At 33.8% G+C, this 24,989-nt stretch carries 14 protein-coding genes; 10 read left to right on the plus strand and 4 right to left on the minus strand.

Translation table 11 applies throughout. The features are described 5' to 3' along the window. Positions 1–83: 83 nt before the first annotated feature. The 5 genes from H7355_RS00705 to H7355_RS00725 are packed head-to-tail and all read left to right on the plus strand — an operon-like array spanning position 84 to position 5,138. Positions 84–632: a response regulator gene (locus H7355_RS00705; RefSeq protein WP_186643910.1), complete on the plus strand. Its 549-nt coding sequence runs from the start codon at positions 84–86 to the stop codon at positions 630–632. Positions 633–662: 30 nt separating this feature from the next. After that, positions 663–2,636, plus strand: coding sequence for a chemotaxis protein CheA (locus H7355_RS00710; protein ID WP_186643912.1), 1,974 nt, complete (start codon positions 663–665; stop codon positions 2,634–2,636). A gap of 7 nt (positions 2,637–2,643) precedes the next feature. Further along, positions 2,644–3,555: a CheR family methyltransferase gene (locus tag H7355_RS00715; RefSeq protein ID WP_186643914.1), complete on the plus strand. Its 912-nt coding sequence runs from the start codon at positions 2,644–2,646 to the stop codon at positions 3,553–3,555. After that, positions 3,552–4,004 (plus strand): chemotaxis protein CheD, encoded by a 453-nt coding sequence (locus H7355_RS00720; protein WP_186643916.1) that lies wholly within the window; start codon positions 3,552–3,554, stop codon positions 4,002–4,004. The genes H7355_RS00715 and H7355_RS00720 overlap by 4 nt, the downstream gene beginning before the upstream one ends. A gap of 36 nt (positions 4,005–4,040) precedes the next feature. Further along, positions 4,041–5,138, plus strand: a complete 1,098-nt coding sequence (locus H7355_RS00725; RefSeq protein WP_186645375.1) for a protein-glutamate methylesterase/protein-glutamine glutaminase — start codon at positions 4,041–4,043, stop codon at positions 5,136–5,138. Here H7355_RS00725 and H7355_RS00730 read toward each other — a convergent pair. Then, positions 5,131–5,592 carry a chemotaxis protein CheW gene (locus tag H7355_RS00730; protein ID WP_186643918.1) on the minus strand — a complete coding sequence of 154 codons (462 nt, stop codon included), beginning with the start codon at positions 5,590–5,592 and terminating at the stop codon, positions 5,131–5,133. The two genes, H7355_RS00725 and H7355_RS00730, sit on opposite strands and share 8 nt — an antisense overlap. Positions 5,593–5,838: 246 nt before the next feature. Between H7355_RS00730 and H7355_RS00735 the strand changes: the two genes are divergently transcribed. Continuing rightward, the gene (locus H7355_RS00735; RefSeq protein ID WP_186643920.1) at positions 5,839–7,617 is read left to right on the plus strand and encodes a methyl-accepting chemotaxis protein; all 1,779 of its coding nucleotides are present in this window, start codon (positions 5,839–5,841) and stop codon (positions 7,615–7,617) included. A gap of 18 nt (positions 7,618–7,635) precedes the next feature. Continuing rightward, positions 7,636–8,112 (plus strand): chemotaxis protein CheW, encoded by a 477-nt coding sequence (locus tag H7355_RS00740; RefSeq protein ID WP_186643922.1) that lies wholly within the window; start codon positions 7,636–7,638, stop codon positions 8,110–8,112. Here the strand turns inward: H7355_RS00740 and H7355_RS00745 are convergent. Together H7355_RS00745 and H7355_RS00750 are read right to left on the minus strand one after the other, a co-directional pair. After that, positions 8,109–9,605 carry a PAS domain-containing sensor histidine kinase gene (locus tag H7355_RS00745; RefSeq protein WP_186643924.1) on the minus strand — a complete coding sequence of 499 codons (1,497 nt, stop codon included), beginning with the start codon at positions 9,603–9,605 and terminating at the stop codon, positions 8,109–8,111. The two genes, H7355_RS00740 and H7355_RS00745, sit on opposite strands and share 4 nt — an antisense overlap. A 54-nt stretch (positions 9,606–9,659) precedes the next feature. Further along, positions 9,660–10,490: a hypothetical protein gene (locus H7355_RS00750; RefSeq protein ID WP_186643926.1), complete on the minus strand. Its 831-nt coding sequence runs from the start codon at positions 10,488–10,490 to the stop codon at positions 9,660–9,662. A gap of 197 nt (positions 10,491–10,687) precedes the next feature. Here H7355_RS00750 and asnS point away from each other — a divergent pair, with 197 nt between their 5' ends. Next, complete coding sequence (gene asnS, locus H7355_RS00755; protein WP_186643928.1) at positions 10,688–12,091, plus strand: asparagine--tRNA ligase; 1,404 nt, start codon at positions 10,688–10,690, stop codon at positions 12,089–12,091. Positions 12,092–12,200: 109 nt separating this feature from the next. On the opposite strand, the gene H7355_RS00760 is transcribed toward asnS, so the two are convergent. Then, positions 12,201–15,194, minus strand: coding sequence for a LysM peptidoglycan-binding domain-containing protein (locus H7355_RS00760; RefSeq protein WP_186643930.1), 2,994 nt, complete (start codon positions 15,192–15,194; stop codon positions 12,201–12,203). A 196-nt stretch (positions 15,195–15,390) separates the two neighbouring features. Here H7355_RS00760 and H7355_RS00765 point away from each other — a divergent pair, with 196 nt between their 5' ends. Both H7355_RS00765 and H7355_RS00770 read left to right on the plus strand, forming a co-directional pair. After that, positions 15,391–16,479: a hypothetical protein gene (locus H7355_RS00765; RefSeq protein ID WP_186643932.1), complete on the plus strand. Its 1,089-nt coding sequence runs from the start codon at positions 15,391–15,393 to the stop codon at positions 16,477–16,479. A gap of 98 nt (positions 16,480–16,577) precedes the next feature. Further along, positions 16,578–24,983: a fibronectin type III domain-containing protein gene (locus tag H7355_RS00770; protein WP_186643940.1), complete on the plus strand. Its 8,406-nt coding sequence runs from the start codon at positions 16,578–16,580 to the stop codon at positions 24,981–24,983. Positions 24,984–24,989: the final 6 nt, after the last annotated feature.

Here is a 24,989-nt window from a genome sequence, read left to right on the forward strand (position 1 = left end):
ATAAGCATAAAAGTAAATATCTCCTCCATTTTTTTTGCAGTAACATGTGGAAAGAATCTTTTTTCAACGGAAGGAGCATATTCATGGACACAGCTGAAAATGAAGTAACGGGACGTATTTTAGTTGTGGACGATGAAGATGGCCTAGCCAGTGCCATAGAGGATCTTCTGAGCGAATCATTTGATTGGGTTGAAACGGCCAATAATGGGCAAGATGCATTGGATAAACATAAAAAGGAACCCTTTAATGTGATACTCTCTGATCTACGTATGCCTATTTTAGATGGTTTAGACTTTTTACGCCAATTGCGTAGTTTCGATATTGAAACTCCATTTATAATTTTAACTGCTTATGGTGATCAGGAAGCTACAATTTCAGCTCTTAAGCTCGGAGCATTTGATTTTCTAAATAAACCTTTCGCACCGCATGTTTTAGTCAATCGTGTGCAGGAAGCTTTAAATTATTCTCTGGCGATAAAGCAAGCCAAAAAAGATATTCAAAATTTTACAGAAACAGTGCAAATGGAGCAGTATATTTCTCCAAGAGTTAAGCATGCAGCACAAAAATTATTAGCTATGCAAAATATTAGAGTCATTTTTTCAAATACAAATACTAAAAAAATCAATAAATAAATTTAACTATTTATATTTTAAGGAATGATAATGACAAATATAATAAAAACAGAAGAAGAATTCCTCACTGAGTTAAAAAAATCATTTCTAATAGAATGTGATTTTATGTTAGAAGAATGTGAAGAAGCTTTTATGAACCTTGAAAATGTGGGAAGTAAACAAGAAGAACTTAATCGTATATTTCGCTTAGTTCATTCAATGAAAGGGTCTTCTGGTTCAATAGGATTTTTGCATTTTAGTCACTTTGCTCATGCTGCGGAAGAATTATTATGTATATTAAGAGTAAAAGAAGAACTATGCTCAACGGAAATTATTTCTCTTCTTTTAGAAATTAACGATCGCTTAAAAAGCTTTGTGGCAACATTAAAACTAGACTTAACAGCAGAACCAAATTGTGTTGATTTGGTTGAACGAATCAATAAATTTGTCAGTCTAAATCATTTGCCTGATCAAAATGGAAATATAAGCAATATTGGAACGAATATTTCTGGAAACAAAGATGAAGGGTTTTATGTATTTGAAGAAAATATGCCTAAAAATACGACTGCTGAGAAAGTAGTAAATAATAGTGAAGAATTGCTCTTTAATTCAATGCAGAAACAGGAGAAAAATTCTGAAAATTTAAGTATTTTATCTAAGTGCGCAGACGAGAACACCGACGTAGAGCAAAAAAATATAATTCATGATAATGTAAATTATGAAATAAAAAATAATAATTTAATGAAAGCAATGAGTGAAAAGGAACAAAATCAAAGTAAATCCGCAATTGTTAAGTTAAGTGCAGATAGAATTGATTCTGTTTTAGATTTAGTTGGCGAATTGGTAGTCGTAAAAAGTCAATTGATATGTAATGAAATTTTAACTGTTAACCAGGATCAACATTTGAGCTCACTTCTCGTTTTACTGGATAAAATCGTACGCGAATTGCAGGAAAAAGCTCTATCAATGCGTATGACTTCTATTAGACCTTTATTTCTAAAAGTAAATAGAGCTGTGCGTGATCTCTCCCTCAAACTAAATAAACCTGTTGATTTTACTATGACAGGTGAAGAAACAGAAATCGATCGCGCAGTTTTTGAGTCACTGGGTGATCCTCTTATGCATTTGTGTCGTAATGCTCTCGATCATGGCATTGAAAACAAAGAAGATCGGCTCGCAAAAGGAAAGAATGAAATTGGGAAAATCAATCTTGCTGCGGGCTACCAATCAGGAAGAGTTTTTATTGATATAGAGGATGATGGTGGCGGGATTATAAGAGAAAAGGTAATTAAAAGAGCTTTATTAAAAGGACTTTTACCGAATAATGAAAATCATATGCATATGAGCGATGCACAAGTTTATGATTTATTATTTGCTCCTGGTTTTTCGACAGCTGAAGTCGTCAGTGAGATTTCGGGGCGTGGGGTCGGACTTGATGTGGTGAAATCACATATTGAACAAGTAAAAGGTAATATTGAAATAACGAGTCGCCCAGGTGAGGGAACACGTTTCCGCTTGTGGATTCCATTAACGACCGCCATAGCTGATGCGATGAAAGTTAGAGTCAACAATGATGTTTATGCTCTTCCCATGGAGAATATCTGCGAGCTTTTGCAACCTGATTTTCATTCTATTACCCGCTTAAGTAATAAAAATGAAGTGATTCAAGTGCGTGGCAATTTTCTTCCTCTCATCCGACTGAGAAAATGGGTAAAAAATGAAATGAATTCAACAGAAAGTGAAGCTATCGATGGAACGCAAACTGTGGTTGTGGTTGAAGAAAGAGGCACACAAGTGGCCTTGTTGGTTGATGAAGTTTTAGGGCAAAGTCAAATTGTGATTAAGGGCTTAGGCGATGTTTTTAAACATGTGAAAGGCATTGGCGGAGGAGCTATCCTCGGTGATGGAAAAGTGGGTCTAATACTTGATTTAGAAGGACTTATATCTAGCGCACATAAAGATAAAAATCATAATATATCCTATGAGAAAAAATTAAATCCACAAAAATTATCCGAAGCAAATTGAGGAAAAAATGAAAGATTTTGATGAAGAATCTATGCAGTTACATATCCCAAATAATGCTTTAAATATAGAAAATGGAATTGAAGAAAATATTTTCAACAAAATATCTAATTTTTTAAAAAATCATTCAGGAATAAATTTACCTTATAGTGATAAAAATCAGACTTTACTTGCGAGTCGGACTGTTCGCATTCTAAAGCAATTTCATTTAAAAAATTATAGAGAATTGTATGCAAAATTAGTTGAAGGTGATCAGGTAATAATAAACGAATTTATTTTATCAATGACAACAAATATGACCAGTTTTTTTCGTGAAAAACATCATTTTGATTTAATGCCAAATTTAATTCACGAAATTTTAGAAAAGAAAAAAAAACAATGCCTTTATGATATAAGAGTTTGGTGCTCAGCATCGAGTACTGGTGAAGAACCTTATACTATAGCAATGATTTTAGATGAAACTATTCCAAAAAATGAAGGATGGCAGTTGCATTTTCTTTCTACAGATATCGATACAAATGTTTTAAATAAAGCAAGTATTGGTCTATATGGTGAAAAAGAAATGTCACAAGTTCCTGCTCATTATATTGAACGTTATTTTGAAAAGGGTAAAGGACAATATATTGGGTCTTACAGAGTGATTAAAGAAATAAGAGAAAAAATAAATTTTGCATTGTTTAATCTGATTGAAGAATATTATCCATTTCAACATAAATTCGATATTATTTTTTGTAGAAATGTATTGATATATTTTGAAAAAGAACAAGTTGCAAAAACAATAAAACAATTTGAGAATTGTTTAAATTATGATGGATATTTATTACTCGGCCATTCTGAATCTATTTTAAATGGCCCCGAATCTCTAAAATCCATCGCGCCATCTGTTTATAAAAAATGCAAAATAGCAGAAGGAATAGGATGAAATCTATTTTTTTATATCCAGGACATGCTTATGTAACAAATGAGCCCACAACGATTACAACTGTCTTAGGTTCTTGCGTTGCTGTGGCATTATTTTGTCCTGAAAAAAAAATTGGTGGATTAAATCATTTTTTATTGCCTAGACCAATGGAAGAAAATGACTCGAGTTTGAAATATGGATGTAATGCCATAAATTATCTCTCAAAAAAATTACAGGCTGAATTAAGAGGAGAATCGTGTAAAATTGAAGCTAAATTCTATGGAGGCGGAAATATAATAGGGGCAAACATTTTTAAAGAAAGTGTTGGTGAACTAAATGTTGAAATGGCCTTTATGGAATTGGAAAAACTAAAAATTCCTGTGATAGACTACAATGTAGGTGGGAATTTGAGTCGTAAAATTAAGTTTATAACAAACACTTTTGAAGTTTTTCATGAGTTCGTTGAATAATATGAGATTATAAACGAAAAGGAGAAGCATTTGATCATGCAAACCGAGAGAAAAATAAGGGTGCTTATCGTTGATGATTCTAATATTGTTCGCCAACTTTTTGCTCATATGCTTTCCTCAGATCCAGGGATCGAAGTTGTGGGATTTGCACCAGATCCTTATGTTGCTCGGGAAAAACTTGTTGAGTTAAAACCTGATGTCATGACTCTTGATATCCAAATGCCTAACATGGATGGTCTCACATTTTTAGAAAAAGTAATGGAGCATTTTCCCATTCCAACTATAGTTATTAGTAGTTATGCCAAAGAAAACTCTCAAACTGCACTAAGAGCCCTGTCGATTGGGGCTGTGGATATATTTGCAAAACCTATCTTAGATAAAAAGACTCCTATGGAATTGGTTGGCGCTGAACTCATTGCAAAAGTGCGAGCTGCAGCGGGTGCAAATGTATCAAATATCCGTGCAATGAATATTTCTGATCCTTTAAAAACCAATGTTAAAAAGGCGCAACCTTCAAAAACAACTAAAAATAACAGAATTATATTGGCAATTGCAGCATCTACAGGCGGTACTGAAGCTCTCAAGCACCTCTTATCACATATGCCAGAAGATATTCCCGGCACAGTTATCGTTCAGCACATGCTTAAAGAATTTACCAAAGGTTTTGCTGACACTCTGAATAGCATTTGTCCGTTTGAAGTAAAGGAAGCGGAGTCTAACGACATTGTACACTCTGGACGTGTGTTAATTGCCCCTGGTGGATTTCACATGATTTTAGCTCGGCATGGGACGCAGTTTTGTGTGCGTTTAAAAGACGGTCCTCTTTTACATGGAGTGAAGCCTGCAGCCGATCCACTTTTTTCATCTGTCGCTCAATTGGTCGGTAAGAATGCAATCGGAGTGGTTTTAACTGGAATGGGATATGATGGTGCCCAAGGGTTACTAGAAATGAAAAATGCTGGTAGCTATAATATTGTGCAAGATGAAAAAACGAGTGTGGTCTTTGGTATGCCCAAAGAAGCGATAGAAATAGGAGCCTCTCATATCGTTTTACCATTACAGAAAATTGCGAAAAGTATAATGGATGCTTGTATCAATCGAGAATTAAAACAAAATAAAACTCTACCTATTTAATTAGGAGTTCTTCATCGGAGAGAATGCTTTCTATATTAAGAATGATAAGGCTTTTACCTTCAATATTACCCATGCCTGAGATATATTTCATATCATTTTCTTCTGAAAATGAATGATTCGACTTGATACTTTCTTTTGGCACTTCAATTACAGAATCAACGGAATCTATTATCACACCAATTTGTCTAGTATGAGCTTGCATTACAACGATGCACGTATAGCGATTAAAAGTGGTTGGTGCTAAATTCAATTTACAACAGAGATCGATGACAGGAATCACTTTACCTCTTAAATTTAACACGCCTTTCACAAAAGGAGGTGTTTGTGGTACGGCTGTGAATTCGATCATAGCGTTTACTTCCCAGATATTCTCTATGGGCGCTGCATACATTTCTTTACCCAAGAAAAAACTAAGATAACGACCCTTGATACTCTCATTTATTTCTTCATTCATTTTAAACCCTTAACTAATTTACTTATGCTTTTTTAAAGATAATCTTAGAGCTTATCTTCGGCGTTATTAAAAAAATATTGATACTTATTGATATGTTAAGTGAAGTTTTGACATGAAAATTGTCCCTCTGTCAAACTTGCTGGAGTTAGGCATTTTTAAAATGTTACTTTATTCGAGATTATTTTCAGCCGATTTGTCAGAGCAAGAGATCTCGTTTTAAATTTAAGGTTACAAGAGGATTAGGCTATGGCTATAGCGGATTGGCTCCATGGAATACGTGGAAGAATGCTAAGATTAATTTTTATACCAGTCGTTATTTTAATAGGCTTCAGCATTTATTCTTATCAAAAACTTTCTGAATCCTCCAAGACTCTTACATATATGACACTGATAAGAATCCCATCGACAATAAATACAGAAAGAATGATTGGACAAGTGCACGCTACAATCCGTTTTGCCCAAGCTATTTTTATCTCGAGTTCACAAGAGGAAATTTTAGCTAATTTTAAGAAAACTCAGGAGAGTCTTTTAGCATTGCAAAAACTTAAAGAAGAATTTGACAGTACTCCACACACTGGGAAAATAGCTGAAGTATATTTATCTGTTGAGCCTAAGCTTATTCAATTTAATAAATTTGGCAATGAATTTGTTAATATTATGAAAAAAAATGAATACAATATGAGTTTAGAAGTAAAGATATTATTGCATGAAAAGCTTTACCCTCTCGCAGTTGAGCTCGAAGAATCAATCTCGCAAATGCAAAAAACAAGAATCGTTTTAACCAGAGAAATTGGCGAAAATGCCAATACAGATATTAATAACTATCGAAACATTCTTTTAATCAGCGGACCATTATTTACTTTGTTTTTACTATTTTATAGTATAGCCGTTGTAAGAAATATCTGCAATAAAATCATAGACAGAACAAGCAAACTCTTAATTTCAAGTGAAGAAACTTTTCTCTCAAGTGAAAAAATGAAAAAAGCAAGTGAAACAATTTCTCATGGAGCGACTTCAAGTGCTTCTTCTTTAGAGGAAACTGTGAGTTCGCTAGAAGAGCTTTCCAGTATGGTCAAACAAAATGCCAACAACGCAAAAGAAGTGAATAAACTGGCACAAATTGCTAAAAGTTCTGCTGAAGAAGGAGAAAAAGAAATTCTTGAACTTTGTGCAGCTATGAATGAAGTTGCTGAATCGAGTAAAAAAGTAAATGAAATAATTGGAGTCATCGACTCGATAGCTTTTCAAACCAATTTACTCGCTTTAAATGCTGCCGTTGAGGCTGCGCGCGCAGGGGAGCACGGCAAAGGTTTTGCGGTTGTGGCTGAGGCTGTGCGCAATTTAGCCCAAAGAAGTGCTTCAGCAGCAAATGATATTACGATTTTGATTAAAGAAAGTGTAGAAAAAAGTGGAAAAGGCGTGATGGTGGCAAGCCATAGCTCCGAAACTTTGCATGAAATAGTAACGAATTCAAAAAAAGTTTCGGAGCTCATAACAGAAATTGCGAATGCAAACAATGAACAAGCAGTGGGAATTTCTCAAATTAGCAAAGCAATGAATCAGTTGGATCAAATCACACAAGCAAATGCGGGTATAGCTGAACAATCTTTAGATATCAGTGAGGAAGTGAGTTTGCGCTCAAAAGAAGTCACTAAAATAGTTTCTGATTTACAATATGTTGTCGAAGGGGTTAAAAAAGAGTCTTTGAACGAAGTAAATATTTTGCAACTTCAAAATAGAAAAATGCAAAACAATAAGCAGAGTAATATTAGGGCAAATAATTTGACTTATAGAAAATTAAAAACAGAAAAAGCTGAAAAAAATAATTTTGTTACAAAAACTTCTTTATCTAAATTGCAGAAAAACAATTCTCACTTAAACGAGAATATGAACCCTGTAAACACAGCAGTATCTTCTGATTCTTCTATAAAAAAATCAGCAAAACAATTGATTCCATTTGATTCAGATAAAGAAGGTTTTGATGATGAGCCAAAACCAAATATTGGCACAATCCAGGGATTTTAAAATGGGAGCCTTAATGTAATGTCTGCAAAGTCTCAAAAATGTGCATCTGAAGGGCGCTATTTAAGTTTTCAATTGGGACAAGAAATATTTGCCCTTGAAATAAAATGTGTCTCAGAAATCATTGGAATGGATAAAATTACAGAGCTTCCTGATACCGAAAAATATGTCAAAGGCGTTATTAATTTACGTGGACATATAATTCCAATAATGGATTTGCGTCTTAAACTACATTTAATTGAAACAGAGTATTCAAAACAAACTTGTATCATAATCGTAGATACCGGGACAAATAAAGTTGGTATTATTGTCGACTCTGTTCAAGATGTCTTAGATTTTACCAATAAGCAAATTGACATAACTCCAGAAATTTGTAGTGTTTCAAATCTTGGAATTGTAACAGGAATTGGTAAAGTTCAAGAAAAGAATGTCATTTTAGTTGATATGTTTGCTATTTTAGCCTCTGCTAAAATAAATTTTGAAAAATTGAGAGTTTAAGATTTAAACCTTGCTAATGTTACAATAAATCGAGTGTTTTCTGAGTTTAAATCATAATGAATTGTTCCCTTATGTTCTTCAATAATACCTTTTGCAATGCTTAAACCCAATCCTGGTGTCGTTTCTTTTTTAGAATAAAAAGGCTTAAACATATGTGGAAGAATATTTTCATTGATACCAAGACCGCTATCGGTAACTGCTATGGATATGACATCCGGAGAATTTTCTAAAATGGATATTTCAATCCATTTATCTGGTAAGTTTGCAATTGCTTCATAAGAATTATTTAATAGATTTAATATCACTTGCGAAATCTTTATGGGTTTACAGTAAATAGCACTCTGGCATATATTATCTAAATAGATTTCAATCCCATTGGTTCTAAATTTTTCTCTACAAAAATAGAGAGCACTTTCTATAATCTGTGCAATAGGAATGCATTGCATAGCTTCATAATCAGAATGTTTGGCGAATTTCAAAAATTCAGAAACAATTTTTGCTATGCGTGCAAGAGATTTATCGATAATATTGAAATTCTCTTTTATTTTGTCTTTATCAAAGTCAGTGCATTCTATTTTTCTTTCTATATGATAAATCTTTCCAAGAATAATTGTTAGAGGATTGTTTATTTCATGTGCTAAACCACCAGCCATTTCACCAAGAGAAGCCATATTTGCGGTATGAATCATCAGAGATTCGTTTTTCTTCTTTTCTGTAATATCATAGCGAATAGCAATAAATTGAATGATCTCATCGTTTTCATTTTTAATTGGGACGATCGTTGTTTCTATCCAATAAAGTGACCCATTTTTGTCTCTATTCTGAATTTCACCCTTCCAACTGTTTCCTTTTAAGATAGTGCGCCAAAGGTCGGCAAAAAACGCTCTAGAATGAGTGTGGGAATTTAAAATATTATGATTTTTTCCTAAAAGTTCTTGACTTGTATATCCACTTAATTTGCAGAAATTTTCATTGACGAAAATAATATTTCCACTTTTATCTGTAATACTTATGCTTGCTGCAGAATTTAAAGCATAACTTTGTTTTTCATAAAATAAAAATGCAGATTGTAAAGACTTTTCATACTTTTTTTCAGATGAAAAATCTTTAACTTTAACTAGAATAAAATTTAAATTATGTATATTGTAATTTAAGAATGTAGCTGTTATTAAATAAAATTCCGAAGTTTCACTTTGATTATATTCAATTATAATATTTTTTTTACTTTCTGAAATTTTTTCATAAATTGAAAAAATTTCAGTATATAAATTATCAAAGTTTTTTAATTCATTTATATTTCTAGCCTGTAAGCTGTCAAATATAATCGAGTTTTTTCCAGAAGAACAATGTTCAATAATTCCATTTGAATCAATAACTAAAAAAGGATCATCGATACTTGTGATTAAAGTTTGGAGTATGATTTCTTTCGCAGAATAACTATCACTGAGTGCAATTGGATTTTGAAATTCTTCTTCTTTGAGGTTTATTGACATAAATATACTTTCGCCAGAATTTTAGATAATCTTCTTAACCTATCGGCTTGAATTTTAGATTGATAAACCTACTTGAACCACTCTTCTCGATTCGTTAAAATTTTGTCTAGCATTTGCAGCAGGATTTTTAATTGTAAAACTATTATTTTCAAAAAAACCACTGATTCTTAATATGCCAATTTCTATACCTCCCCCCACTTTATAACCTTGTTGAGCAGCATATGCCGATGGCAATGCACGCCATTCGTCATTTGAAAAAAGCCATGAACCTTCAATCCGAAGTGCTTGAGCTATATAAATCACCGCGCCTGCTTCCCAATTCCATTCTTCAAAATATTGGCCTTCCAGTGTTCTTTGTGTATTTCTTAAGTTGATAAACAGAGCTGAGTCTTGTTGATTCCTACCAAAAAATCGGATGGAAGGACCAAAAGAATCGAATTTTGAGACACCTCGCGACGGTTCTTCCCGGTGCTCGCCAAAAACTCCTAAAACAAGGTTTGGTGTCGTGACCTTAAAAATTCCCGAAATGAAATTATTAAAATAAACACTCCCTCCTCCTCCTGAGCCTTCCCATGTGCTTCCATTGGTATCAAATGCGTTGTACCAATTTCCATAAACATAGGGCTCAAGTCGCGGTGAGTTTTTGGAGTCTTTTCCACTGGTGTAAAAGCGAATAAGAAGGTCAGATTGTTTTAATTTATTTCGCTCAAAGAAAAATGTGCTGAGAGACCATCGTTCACTGTCACGCTCGTTCTGCCGTTTATAAGAAAAAGAAGCGCCTCCACTCGAACTATATCCCTGACAATATCCTTGTTTAGTATAAAAAACTAGAGCAATAAATGTAATAATTTTTAGCCACCTACTTTTGGATATTTGTATTTGCATTTTTGTTCGCATCCTTTCTTAAAAAGGGAATGTGTCGCTGATTCCTTTTGATCGGAGATTTTTTCTATGCAAATGGATTATTGCACAATTGCTCTATTTGTGACATACTTCCTGCTTTGAATGGATGAATAAATTGTTTTATTAGCAAATGTTCTTCATGACTTTATAAGAAATAATAAGCTCAATTAAGGTGCAAAATGACGACTTTACTTTCTCAATTAACTCAGCTTGCCGATATTCATGCGGATAAGGTTTCTCCAGCGCATATCACTGTTGCTGGTTGGGTTAGAACCAAGCGCGGTTCGAAAAAATTTTCTTTTATAGAACTCAATGATGGAACTTGTGCGAAGTCTTTGCAAATAGTGATTGATGCTTCTTTGGAGAATTATTCTGAGGTTGAAAAACTAACGACCGGCTGCTCTGTTAAAATTGAGGGAGAATTGGTTTTAAGTCCTGGAAAAGGACAGAAATATGAAATGCAAGCTAAAAAAGTTCATATTTACGGATTTGCCGATCCTGAGACTTTTCCTCTGCAAAAAAAGGAAATGAGTTTAGAATATTTGCGTGAAGTTGCTCATGTTCGTCCAAGAACATCAACTTTTTCAAGCGTTTTTAGAATAAGAAGCCGAGTGAGCACAGCGATTCATCGTTTTTTTGAAGAACGTGGATTTTGTTATGCACACACCCCAATTTTGACCACAGCAGACGGTGAAGGGGCCGGAGAGTCTTTTAAGGTAACAAATTTTGATTTTGATAAATTACCAAAAACAAAGGAAGGAAAAACTGATTTTTCCCAAGACTTTTTTGCTGAGCCAGCTATGTTGTGTGTAACTGGGCAACTTGAAGGTGAACTGATGGCGATGGGCCTTAATAAAATATATACGTTTGGGCCAACTTTTAGAGCAGAAAATTCAAACACTTCCCGCCATTTGGCTGAATTTTGGATGATTGAACCCGAAGTGGCATTTGCCGATCTCAATGACAACATGCAACTTGCGCAAGATATGATCCGTTATGTTGTGGCGGATATCCTTAAAAATTGTTCAGATGATATTGATGTCTGTGTGCAAAAAACACAGCACGATACTCGAGAATATTTACAAATGGCTCTTGAACGTCCATTTGTTCGCGTAAGTTATACAGAAGCAGTTGATATTTTAAGTAAGTGTAAAAGAGACTTTGAAAACCCAGTTTTTTGGGGATGTGATTTAAAAAGTGAACATGAACGTTACCTTTGTGAAGAGCACTTTAAATCACCTACAATTGTCTTTGATTATCCTGCAGAACTCAAAGCATTTTATATGTATTTAAATGATGATGGCAAAACAGTACGAGCAATGGATATTCTTATGCCTGGAATTGGTGAAGTTGTTGGTGGAAGTCAACGTGAAGACCGCGAAAGTGTGTTGATTGAGCGTATGAATCACTTAGGAATTGATACTCAATCCATGGAATGGTATGTGAGTTTAAGACGTTTTGGAACAGTTCCACACTCCGGTTTTGGCGTTGGCCTTGAAAGGCTGATTATGTGGATCACAGGAATGAGTAATATTCGTGATGTAATTCCCTTTCCACGTACTCCTGGAAACTGTAAATATTAATTAGAATCTTATGTCCATTATGATTATATTTGATGCATCTTAGAATGCTTAGGTCGCATTAAGGTAGGATTAAAAGTATTTTAAAATAAAAACAAAAAATAATTTTAATTTATTGAAAGCCTAAATCAAATATAATCTTTCCACTCAAACCTATTTCATATTCTTTAGACAAAATATTTTCTGATTGTACAGGATTTAATCTATAAAATAGCCTTGCTTCTATAGCAAATTTATTATTTTGTTGAGTTAATTTTAATGCGCTTTCATAACCAAACTGTAGATTTGCAGGTGAAAATTGAACAGGCGCTGTCATCAAAGGGCCTGCTTCTACATGTGCGAATAGAGTATTGTACTTATAAAAGGTATAACTAGCTAGGACTTCAAATTTCTGAAAATTTCTTATAAGTGTATTAGCCTGATCGTAACCATCTGTTTGTAGTAAAACTTTTTCATGTAATGAATAATCATACATGATTTTCCAATTATCGTTTAAATCAAATTGCACACCTGCATTTGCATGAAACAGATAAAACTGTCTTTGAGAAAATACATATATGGGAGATTTTGTCATATCAAAATATGTTGCTCCTAAAGTAAAATGTGAGCGCAAATGATCTGTCCAGTTCTGTGTATGTTCAATTTGTGCATAGGGACTAGCAGAAGTATAAAATGTATCGTTGCTTCCATTATTTTGATTAGTCTCTTTTAAGGTGTAATAGGAAATACCATTCGTTATACCCAAAGAATTTGCTGTGTGTTTTCCAAAGAAAGAATTAATTTTTATTACATTTGATTCAAGAGATATCCCACCTTCATTTTTAGCTAGTAACATGTATGAATAGTTTTCTTGTGGGAGAATTTCTAAATCAGTATAATTATTTGTAGTAATATCTTCTGATATAGTGATAAAATCGTCATCTTTTTCTGATTTTCTTTTTAGAATAAAATGCATATCTATATTTGTTTTTACAGAGTCCCATTGAAGATATATTTTATGCTCAATGAGTTCTGCATGAAAATTTGTCACTTTATCGGGGGGGCTGACAATAGTGATTTCAAATGAATCCTGAGAAATATGAGTCTCATCTACTGCTGATACAATATAATAATATCTCTGACCTTTTTTTGCATTGAAGTCTGTAACTGATTTTTCAGTTAAATTATCCTGTATAATTTCGTAATTTTGCATACTCGATAGGCTTCGACTCAAGCGATATTTAATAGAATTATTTCCTTTGTCAATATCCCAAGAAAGATGAATATTATTGTTCGTGTCGAGCTGAGCCCTAAAATTATAAGGGATAGGGGGTAAGGTATTTATTTTAATTTTGTTTGTGACAGTTGGCTTTATTTCGTCATCAATTATTTCAACATAATAGTAGTATGTACTGCCATTAAGTGCGGATTCATCAATGTAATTGCTTTCTGAAATATTATTTGCTATTGTAACAAAATCCCTATTTTTATTTAGCGATCTTTTAACTCTATATTTTAATATTTTATTGCCAATATTTTTTGTCCAATTGAGTTTTACATTATTGTTTTCTATTTTACCAGTAAGAATTGGTTTTAAGTTTTTTGAGGAAATTTCAACTATATTTGAAAAAATATTTATTTCATTCTCATAATATATTTTGACTTTGTAATAGTATTTACTTCCTAGTGATATATTTTTATCTATATAAGCATTTTTTAAATAATTACTCACTATGACTTTAAATTTTTCCAACTCATTTTCTGAGCGAAGTATTTCATATTTAAATCCTTTAAAAATATTATTTGTGGACCAACTTAGATAAACTTTTCCATTATTCATAGTTGCTTTTAGGTGCGGTTGTTTCGGTTCAACAACTAAAGAGATTTCATTAGATTTAATTTTTTTCTCTTTTCCATAGTGCAAAATTACGGTATAAAAATACTGTGTTCCTGGTTGTAATTTGATATCTTCGTAATTATTTTTAGTTGTTAGTTTTTTTATTGTAAAATATGAGCTTTTACTTTTAATAGATCTTTTTATTTCATACATGTTTGAATATTCTTTATTTTTTGTATCCCATGTGAGTTTTATGATGCCATTTTCAATTTTCCCTGTAAGTTGAATAGGTTGAATATCTATATTTGTAATATTTATATTGTTATATGCATTTTCATCATAATTTATTTTTGTTGGTTCATTGCTTTTATTTTCCAGAACACTCGCATTGTCTTTTTTATTATCCAAAAGACTCTCTTTGTCATTGCTATTTTCCAGGTTATTCGTATTGTCTTTTCTGTTTTCTAATGCATCATTTTCGGAATTTTTATTATCTAATGATTTTCCATTATCAATAAATTCCATTTGGTTTTCGTTCTTTAGTTTAAGATTTAACTTTGAGTTCTCTCTACTTTTGTATAACTTTTCTAATTCAGCATAAGTATAAAAATTATTGGAGTTTTGGAAAAAATTCTTAGATAATTCTTTTGGCTTTTCTTTAAGAATTAATACAGATTTTTCATCTTTTTTCATTAAGTTAAGGGCTATTTTCATTGGAACATATAAGAGTATTTTTTCTCGTGGAAAGATAAGATCACCTTTTGTAATTCTTTTTTTAGGATTTAGTTCTATCGTAAAATTTAAAGATCCATAGGTACCATATATGGGGGTTGCATCTAATTTTTGCAGAAGCAAGCTTATCATATCACCATTTTTAACTGTATATATCAAGTAAACATATTCATCATTTCCTTTAAAATGGTTAAATTTTATTTTAAAATGTTCAATAGATTTTTTATATTCTGTATAGCTTACATTATCAGGTATTGATAATTCAAGGCTTTTAATTGGCAAAATAATTACATCATTTGGAAAAATAAGGTTGCCTTCTTCATGAATCGTTTCAGGATTAAGCTTAATTATCTCGGATAAATATCCTCTTTTTCCGTATATAGGAGTGAGTTTATTTTTTCTTAAAATAGATAGAACTGTGTCGCCCTCTTTAATTTTATATGTCGTATTATTTTTTTCTTGAGACAAACATATGCAAGATATTATTGATAATAATAATATTAAAATTAAATTAAATAAATGTTTAATTCGCAAAGTATTTTGCTTTGCGCAGGTCAAATTGTCTTCCTCCAAAACTCTAAATTTATTCATATATTTCGGAATTTTTGATGCGTATTTGGTGGGCATTGTTTGTTAAAAAAAGAGGAGTTTTGACTAGGAATTTTTTGCATAAAACATGTCAAGATTTTGTTATATTTGCTCAAATTTATATTGATATAATTATTAGAATAAAAAACAACTATGTGGAGAAAACATGGCTTTTTTAAAAAAATATATTTTACGAGTGCAGTATTTAATTTTAATTCTTGGTTTTATAATAGGATTTATTACTCAAAAAATTTATGATGATTATAAAACAAGAATGAATAATAGAAGCTCATTTATTGAGGATAATTATTTTGGAAAAAAAGTTTTTAAAGTTGATGGAAAAACTTGGACAACGACCTCATTGCCTTTAAATTCCCTGATAGAGTTAGAGAATTTAGAAAGTAATATTTTTAATGCTAGAAAAGAATTTTATGAAAAGACCGCTATGCTTATTGCGTTAGCAAATGATAATGAGAAACAGAGTGACTATGATAGTATCAAAAACTACGCTGATTTATTGAAAGTCTCCCAAGTTGATGAAGTTGAAGCAAAAAATTATTATGATGAGAATGTTCAAAAATATGGCCCTGCAGTTTTTTCTGGGCAAAATTTTTCAGATCTTAAAAATCAATTAATTCAACAATTGACAGCAAAAAAAACCGCAGAAAAGTTAAAAGAAAAGTTAAAAGAATTTATTGCTAAAGAACGAATCAAAATTTTTACCGACGACTCAAAGGAGAGCTTGATTGATGTAGATTTCTCTCTATATCCTACTCTTGGGAATTTAAATTCAAGTATAACAATTTCCTACATTTTTGATTATGAAAATCCAAAAAGTTATGAGATGAATCAACGTATGAATGAGCTGGTCAAAAGATTTTCAGATAGAATAAAGTTTGTGTATATTCCTATAGCAAAATCTCTCAACGGCATGGGGGCAACCTTTACTAAGGGTGCCTATTGTATGCAAAAAATAGGTAACCACGCTTATTTTGCATACCATAACCGATTAATGGAAACTCCAATTGAAACACTGAAGAAAAACTCCGAAGCAGCGCTTGTTCAAGTTGCTCAGTCTATCAATTTTTTAAAACCAAACTTTTTAAACTGTTTAAAAGAAAATAAAACCAATGAATTTCTCCATGGATTGCGCAATAATTTTTTGCATTCGCAGGAGTCGTTTTATTTAAATAGGAAATTATTACATACAAATCTTAATGAACTCGAATATACATTAAAAAAGAAGTTATATTAGTTTTGTCATTCCAATGTCTTTATGCAAAAATTTCTATACAGATTTTTCATGATTTTATTTATTTTCAAGATAAATGAACTCGAGAAGGTCTGATTTTGATGCGTTTACATATAAATTTCATAAAAATAATTTTTTTTTATACATTTGCTCAACTTTTTATTTTGGGCTGTAACTATAATCCGTTAGGGGGATCGCATTCAGATATTCAAAATGGTGATAACTATTTTTTAAATACTCCTTCATCATTTGATATAACAGGTGTTCTTGTTTCTAATAATAAAATACAACTGGCATGGAGCTCATCGACCCGAGTAGATGATTATACTGTTTCTTATGGGACTTCTTCGGGAAATTACTCTATCAATGCAAATAGCTGTACTGCGATTAAGCAAACAGTTTGCACGGTTGCAAACTTAACGAATGGGCAGATTCTATACATTAAAGTTTTTGCTCGAAATCGATATGGTAAAACAGCATCTAAAAGTGAAGCGGTTGCAACTCCTCAACCCTTTTCATTAAATGTTTTAAGCACTTCAAATGCGTCGATTATTAAATGGATAGATGTTTCTGGCGGTCTTGGAAATACAACATACTCTCTTCAATACGGAACAAATTCTGCTTCACTCAATCAGTCCGTTGCATCCATATCAAATGCTTATTTATTAACTGGATTGCTCGATGGGAATACTTATTATTATACAGTAACAGCAACTAATCCAGCTGGCACAATAACAAGTCTTATGAGCTCTTCTCTTATAATCAATCCACCTTCAGCTCCTACTTTTGCAGGCGCACCATTGGTAAGCTCAAGTCAGGTGACATTAAATTGGAATGTAGCAGTAGGAGCAGGAACTCTACGTTATACTTTAGCAAAAAGTTCTAAGTCGGGTGGACCATATGAAAATGTTGCAACTTGCACACAAATAAATGCATTGACTTGTAGCGAAAGTGCAAGTTCTTTACTTGCAGGAAACTCCTATTATTATGTTGTTTATGCAACTAATGAAGGAGGTGACTCTCCTTTTTCAAGCGAAGCGATCGCTTTAACAATTCCTTCAATACCTACAGGTCTTAGTCTTTCTGCACCAAATAGTTCTACGAATAATCTTAGTTGGATGGGATCGAGTGGAAATGCAAATGTGACTTATAATATTTATCGTTCAACAGTAAGCCCTGTCGATACAAGCAATATTGCAAATAAAATAGCAAGTTTGAATTCCACGCAAATTGCACAAATTACAACTTATACTGACAGCGGCCCTTTTGTCGAAAATACGGTTTATTATTATGCATTAACTGCTTCGAATAGCAGTGGAACTTCGGGTGCTTCACAGCAAAAAAGTATAACTTCTGCATTGCTTACAGCCTCGACTCTGACTTCTCCTTCAGTGACAAGTAGTAGTATTAATTTAAATTGGACGAGCGCTGCAGGAAATGCGAATGTTAATTATATAATTTATCGCTCTCTGAGCAGTTCTGCAGGAAATTTGGGGAGCATAATTTATTCGAATACCCTGAGTGTGGGAGCAACTAAATCATATACTGACTCAGCACTTTCAGAAAATACAAATTATTATTATACAATAATAGCAAATAATGATAGACCAAATTCTATAGGAATTCAGTCAGCTAAAACAACGATTATTACAAGTTTAGGGAGTCCGATTTCTTTAAGCTTACAATCTGTTACGACTTCATCCGCAAGTTTTAATTGGTCCATGGCTAATGGCAATTCGAGTGTAACTTATAGACTCTTTCGTTCTGCAACGAGTACAGTCAATACAACAATTGGAAATGAAATATATTCTTCAAATTCTGCTACAAGTTATACAGATACTTCTCTGTCTGCAAGTACGAATTATTATTATGCAGTCACTGTCACAAATGGGCAAAATACGATTACATCTTCTCCAGCATTGCAAGTTGTTACTTTACCGAATACGCCTTCGGCTCCCACTGCTTCGGCAATCAATCGAGTTATTACATTGACTTGGGCACAAAGTCCTTCTGCAGGGAATGCTACTATTACTTATAACGTGCAAAGATATCGACTTGTAGGTGACACTCCTGTTGATGTGAGTGGCTGTCTAAATATTACCGATGCAAGTCGAACCTGTACGGACATTGTTCCGACTGCAGATGGACTGCCTTATTATTATATTGTGAAAGCTGTTACTTTAGGTGGGAACTCTCCTTCTTATAGCGCTGCAAGTGTAGTCACCCCTGTGGCTCAATTTTCTTCATTTACGCCGACAACGAATATTACAACATCTCCATCTGCGCAGATCACTTTGAACTGGAGTGGGGGTAGTGGTGCTACAAATTTCTTAGTGTATAGTTCTACAACTGCGGGTGGATCAGCACCACCTGCTGGCACAGCCACTACCTGCACAAGTACCCCATGTGTGCTTTCAGCAAGCGTAGGAAATATTTTTTATTACTCGTTGGTTGGAAGCAATACTGGCATTAATTCTACAGCTACAAGAACATCGAATGAAATTTCTGTAACAGTGAATGATACACCCATAACTTCTGTGGTAGCTCAAACATCGCAAGTGACTATTGGTTGGAGCAGTGTTCTTAACGCAACTAATTATAAGATTTATTATTCAACTTCATCAACTGCTGGAATAGCTGGTAAAACATTGGGTTGCGATGCGGGATTATCACTTTCCTGTACTGTGACAGGATTGACCAATGGCACTCAATACTATTTTGTCATTGCTATCACTCGATCTGTTGGTGGTACCTTTATTGGTTCTGAGTTTTTAGCGACTCCCATAAGCTCATTTAGTATAACATCGCTTGCGTCAGCAAGTTCTACCTCAGCAAATATAACATGGGAATTAGCTTTGGGAGCAACGAGTTATGACATTAAATACGGAACAAGTTCTGGCAATTATTCAGAAGGAAATGTCTCAGTTGCGGCAAGTGTATCACAACCTTATTTAATCACAGGATTGAGTGCAGGTTCTACTTATTATTTTATGGTAACAGCAAAAAATAATTCCGGAGCAGTTGATGCCATAAGTGAAGTACAACTGGTTCAACAAGTGGGAACCCCAACGGGTTTAAGCATAACTTCAGTTACAAAAAACTCTACAACGCTAAGTTGGAATATATTAACAGGTAATCCATTAACGACCTATAAAATATATCGCTCAGATATTAATTTAACTCCATTTGTAGCAAACCCAACTGCAGCAGTTTGTTCGGTTTCGTCTTTAACAAATACGAACACGTGTACAGATAGTGGTTTAAATGAAAATACAATTTATTATTATGTTATTTCTGCGTTGAATTCAGCTGGAGAATCAGCTGTCTCAACCCCCGCAGTTCAAGGAATCACTTCACTTAACACAGCACCAACGAACTTATTCGTATCGAATGTAAATATAAATTCTGCTACGCTGAATTGGAATTTTAACCAAGGAAATGCTCCTGTTATATATAATCTTTATCAATCAACGACAGGTGCGAATGGTTCGTGGGGCTCGGCTATCTATACAGGAAATAATCTCTCGACTTCAAGTACAGGTTTGTCAGAAAATACGACTTATTATTATAAAGTTTCAGCAAAAAACAGTGCGTTGAATGCGACCGAGCAATTTTCTCCAGTTATTAATTTCACAACCGCATTACAGACTGCACCTATTATAAATTCAGTGACAAATATAACGAATAACTCTGCAACGATAAATTGGTCATTGAGTGCTGGAACCGCACCGGTGACTTATAATTTATATCGATCTTTAACAAGCAATCCGAGCAATTGGGGCAGTCCAATCTTTACGGGAACCGGTTTGAGCTTTTCAGATAGCGGTCTTTCTGAAAATACAAATTATTATTACATGGTTTCGGCAACCAATAATGCTCCAGGAGCTATGGGAATTAATTCCAATGAATTTCAGATGAGTACGAAAATACAAAATCCTCCTGTAATTTCTGTTACTAATGTAACTGACACTTCTGTTTCGTTGAAATGGACGAGTGTGCTCGGAAGCAATTCTGTAACTTATAAATTGTATCGTTCGACAGTACCAGGAGTGGTTGCAAATGGAGTTTTATTAGCAACAAACCCTTCAAATAATGTTTATACAGATACAACCGTAACAGATAGTAAAATTTATTATTATGTTGTTACTGCAACAAATTCTCAAAATACTGTTACATCAACGCCTGAAACGCAGATCGTTACTTTACCAAAGATACCAAATTCACCTACTATTTCTGCTACAGGAAATACTGTTACTTTAAATTGGGTATCCAACTCGACTGGGAATGCATCAATAACATATAGTGTGAGTCGATCTCGTTCGGCTGCAAGTGGTTATGCACCTGTTAGCGGGTGTACAAATATATCAAATCCATTAACCTGTGTTGATACCGTAAGTGCAGATGGTGCTGCTTTTTATTATACAATTTCGGCATCAAATTCAAATGGCAGTTCACTCTCTGCAAGTTCGCCAACTTCAGTTATTCCAATAACTGCGATCAGTTCTATAAATATATCAACGACAACAACACAAATTAATCTAGCATGGTCAGGAGGATCTGGTGCGACAGGTTTTAAGGTTTATCAGTCATTGGTTGCCAATCAATCTTCTCCAAATAATTCTGGTACAGTCACCGCTTGCACTGCATCACCCTGTTCGTTTGCAGGGACTGCCAATCAAACCGTTTATTATACGATTGTTGGAAATAATACAGGAGTGAACTCCACTGCTCAAACTTTATCAGCTGAGGTCAGTGGAACACCATTGAGCTCTGCGAACTTAATGGTTTCTGCAGGTTCATCGCAGGTAACTGTTTTATGGGACAATACAATTGCAAATGCAACAAACTTTAAAGTCTATTATTCAACTGTACCCGGACAAGCATTATCTTCTGGTACTTTAGGTTGTGATGCGCTTTTAGGAAGTTCGTGTGTGATCAGTGGACTGACAAATGGTCAAGTTTATTATTTTGCATTATTAGTCACCCGTTCTGTTGGGGGGAATTTTCAAAGCACAGAAGTAACAGGGATACCCATTTCTACATTTTCAATTATTTCTATTTCACCGACAGTTAATTCTGCAACTGTCACCTGGGGAAGTGCAGCAGGTGCGAATTCATATGATATCAGTTATGGCACAAGTTCTTTGCTATATACTACAACTGTTACAGTAACTCCTGGAGCAGGCTCAACACAGTCTAGTCTTATTACCTCGTTGAATCCTGGAACCCAGTATTTCTTTACAGTAACGGCAAAAAATGCCAATGGCTCTGTAATGGCAAATGCAGAAATGTCCACTGTGACAACACCAAACGCCCCTGCAAATATAAAGATCATAAGTTTAGGTTATAATAGTGCAACAATTCAAGTAAATAATAATTTTGCAAATGTTGGGACGACTTATAAAATTTATCACTCAACCCAAAGTGGATTTAATACTTCCGATAATACGGCCGTTTTTGGCTGCTTTGCTTATGTGAATTCAGCAAGCCCCACAACATTATCGTGCGTGGATAATACAGGAATTGTTCAAAATACAAAATATTATTTTAAAGCAATTGCAATAACAGATGCAATCGGAGGGAATTCAAGTCAAACTTCTGCTGACTCGAACGTAATAAGTGCAACTACCCAATTTGATCCAGCGAGTTCTTTTATTGTATCAGTATCTAACGTAACTGATAAAACTCTAACTTTGAGCTGGACACTTAGTGTGGGTAGTGAAAATATTACGTATACTGTTTTTCAATCTGATATTGCAAATGCTAGTGTTACTGGTGCTGCAATAAACTGTTCTCCTGCAATCACACCGACGGCTCCAGGAGCATTAAATACCTGTAACGTAACAGGATTATCAGAGAATAAAAATTATTATTTTGCTGTGACTGCATCGAATAATGCACCTAATCCAGCAAGTATTCTATTAACACCTGACGCATCTGCTACAACTCCTTTTTCTTCAACAACGAATCTAGCAATTACCTCTTCAAATGTTACAGGGACAAGTATCACTCTCAATTGGTTATTTAATATTGGCAACAGTCCTGTTAATTTCATAATTAAACAAAATGGAAGTGCTGTAAATGCAGCGAACATATCGGGGTGTTCACTCAATAACGTAACAGCATCAAGCACGCAAATTTCTTGTATCGTTTCTGCATTAACCGAAAATACAAATTATTCATTTGTAGTGCAGGCTACTAATAACGCAACAGGCGGAAGTTCTACGATTAGTTCGAATACACTTTCTTTGCCAACATTACCAATAACAATTCCTTCAGGATTAAGTTTATCGATTCCAAGTGTAGGAAATATTCAAGCTCAATGGAATGCATATGCCGCTGGAAATGTGAATGTAACTTATTTGGTTTATGCTTCGACAAATTCTTCAGTTGCTATAACATCTTCTAATTTATTTTGCACTGTTTTACCAAATAACGCTGTTCGAACTTCCTGTACGAACAATCAAGTACAAAGTCTTAGTTTAGTCGTTGGCACAGTTTATTATTTTGTTATTGTAGCAAGTAATTCTTCTGGAAATTCATCACCTTCAAGTCCATCGACAAGTTTTAAGTATGATGCTCCACAAATTACGGCTTCTCCAACAATAACAAATGGACCTGCTTCTGGTTCTGGAATTGTATCTGGCTCTGGTGTTTCTTTAGTTGGAAATATTGGTACGTGGACTGATACGAGTAATTGTACTTATCAATTTTATGCAAATATGATTGCCATTTCTGGCGCAACGGGTTCAATTAGTGCAACAAATCCAAACGTAACATATGTGACGACTAGCTCAGATATTTGTAAAATTATTTCCTTCAGTGTAACATGTACAAATCCAATATCATCAAACACTGCGTATAATTCTTCTCCTGATAACAGTGTTGGAATAAACACAACAGCAATTCTTAGTGATTATTCAAATCGAGTCAGTTTGATTGGTGGAAACACCTTAAATATAACTGGGAAAAATCAAATAAAAAGCTTCATAAATCAAATTATAACCAATAAAATCCCTATACCCGATGTTTTTTATCCTTTGCTTGCAAGTCAAAATGCAGGAATTGGGACAAAAATTTTTGATTTATATTGTGACCTGCATAATGGTACCATAGCATCTGGATTGACTTGGGATAATACAGGAGGAATAATTTCCAATTCATCAGGTCTAGCAACAATCCCAAGTTTATTTAGTAGCAGTTCATCAACATTAATAGCAGTAGCACGAAGTCCTACAACGACAGCAAATGATAGAGGTATAATTGGCTATACAGGATCTTCTACAAATAATAGTTTTGGCTATGGTGGAAACTTCTCATCAATTAAATTTGAAAATTTCTCCTCTAATCCTTCTGTGATAAGTTATCCATTTGCACCTTCTCGATTTGATTATTGGGCTGTTTCTTTAAATGGCACTTCCTTGAATATGCAAGTAAATGAATTTCAACATACAGATACATCGTCATCCACAAAAAATGGAGGATTAATTTTAGGATCTTTTAACAATACAGCTGGAACAGGTTTGCAAGATTATATGGCTATGGCAGCAGCTTGGACTACTAATGCATTTAGTCTTTTAAATATGGAAACTGTCAGAAGAGCATTTCAATCTACATTAGGTTCATCTTTACAAAATTATCCGAAATTTATGTATATAGGCAATAGTCAAACAACAAAAGCAAATATATGCAATATTCTGAGCGATGGCTCATTATCTGGATGTGTGGCGGGAACTCCAACATTTGTTACACCTGTTGGAACAGCGCGTTACAATAATTTTTTATATGTAACAAATAATTCCAGCGCAGGAATTTCTGTCTGTGTAATCAATCAAGTTACAGGTGCAATGACATCTCCTTGCACTTCAGTAACAACAGCGATGCCAACTTCATCTTATGGTGTTACGATAAGTAAAGGATTAAATTCTGTTTACTTATATGTTGGGGGTGTAACGACAGTCACTAAATGTACGATTAATACAAGCACTGGGGCATTAACTAGTTGCACTGCAACTACGTTAGTTGGTATGCAGGTACAAGGTCTGTCATATGTTTATTTAAACACTCCATATCTTTATGTTACCAACAGAAGTGGAAATGCTATTAATAAATGCAGTATTAATACTGCAACCGGAAATATTATCACTCCTTGCACTCCCTACGGTGGAATTGGATTGGGGGGGCCTACTGGAATAGCTGTATTTAATAATTATATGTATATTGCCAATGCAGGTTCAAATGCAGTTGTTAAATGCACTGTGAACGTGAGTGATGGTTCGTTAACGAGTTGCGGCATAGCGACAAGTTCAACTGTGAATCCTCCTTCCTCAGGTTCATATAGTAGCACTGAGGGAGTTGCTATTATAAATGACACATTATATATAGCAAATTGGGGAAGCAATACAGTCATTAAATGCAAAATATCCATCACTGATGGATCTTTAAGTGGTTGTTTATCTACAGGCTCGGGAGTGGCATTTTCTGGGCCAATTGGTATGAGTTTTTGATATCTA

The organism is Fluviispira vulneris (assembly GCF_014281055.1).
GTDB lineage: Bacteria > Bdellovibrionota_B > Oligoflexia > Silvanigrellales > Silvanigrellaceae > Silvanigrella > Silvanigrella vulneris.

Bases quoted from the DNA above. Each gene is read 5' to 3' on its own strand.
- H7355_RS00705 (WP_186643910.1), top strand. From the start codon at position 84: ATGGACACAGCTGAAAATGAAGTAACGGGACGTATTTTAGTTGTGGAC.
- H7355_RS00710 (WP_186643912.1), top strand. From the start codon at position 663: ATGACAAATATAATAAAAACAGAAGAAGAATTCCTCACTGAGTTAAAA.
- H7355_RS00715 (WP_186643914.1), top strand. From the start codon at position 2,644: ATGAAAGATTTTGATGAAGAATCTATGCAGTTACATATCCCAAATAAT.
- H7355_RS00720 (WP_186643916.1), top strand. From the start codon at position 3,552: ATGAAATCTATTTTTTTATATCCAGGACATGCTTATGTAACAAATGAG.
- H7355_RS00725 (WP_186645375.1), top strand. From the start codon at position 4,041: ATGCAAACCGAGAGAAAAATAAGGGTGCTTATCGTTGATGATTCTAAT.
- H7355_RS00730 (WP_186643918.1), bottom strand. From the start codon at position 5,592: ATGAATGAAGAAATAAATGAGAGTATCAAGGGTCGTTATCTTAGTTTT.
- H7355_RS00735 (WP_186643920.1), top strand. From the start codon at position 5,839: ATGGCTATAGCGGATTGGCTCCATGGAATACGTGGAAGAATGCTAAGA.
- H7355_RS00740 (WP_186643922.1), top strand. From the start codon at position 7,636: ATGTCTGCAAAGTCTCAAAAATGTGCATCTGAAGGGCGCTATTTAAGT.
- H7355_RS00745 (WP_186643924.1), bottom strand. From the start codon at position 9,605: ATGTCAATAAACCTCAAAGAAGAAGAATTTCAAAATCCAATTGCACTC.
- H7355_RS00750 (WP_186643926.1), bottom strand. From the start codon at position 10,490: ATGCAAATACAAATATCCAAAAGTAGGTGGCTAAAAATTATTACATTT.
- asnS (WP_186643928.1), top strand. From the start codon at position 10,688: ATGACGACTTTACTTTCTCAATTAACTCAGCTTGCCGATATTCATGCG.
- H7355_RS00765 (WP_186643932.1), top strand. From the start codon at position 15,391: ATGGCTTTTTTAAAAAAATATATTTTACGAGTGCAGTATTTAATTTTA.
- H7355_RS00770 (WP_186643940.1), top strand. From the start codon at position 16,578: ATGCGTTTACATATAAATTTCATAAAAATAATTTTTTTTTATACATTT.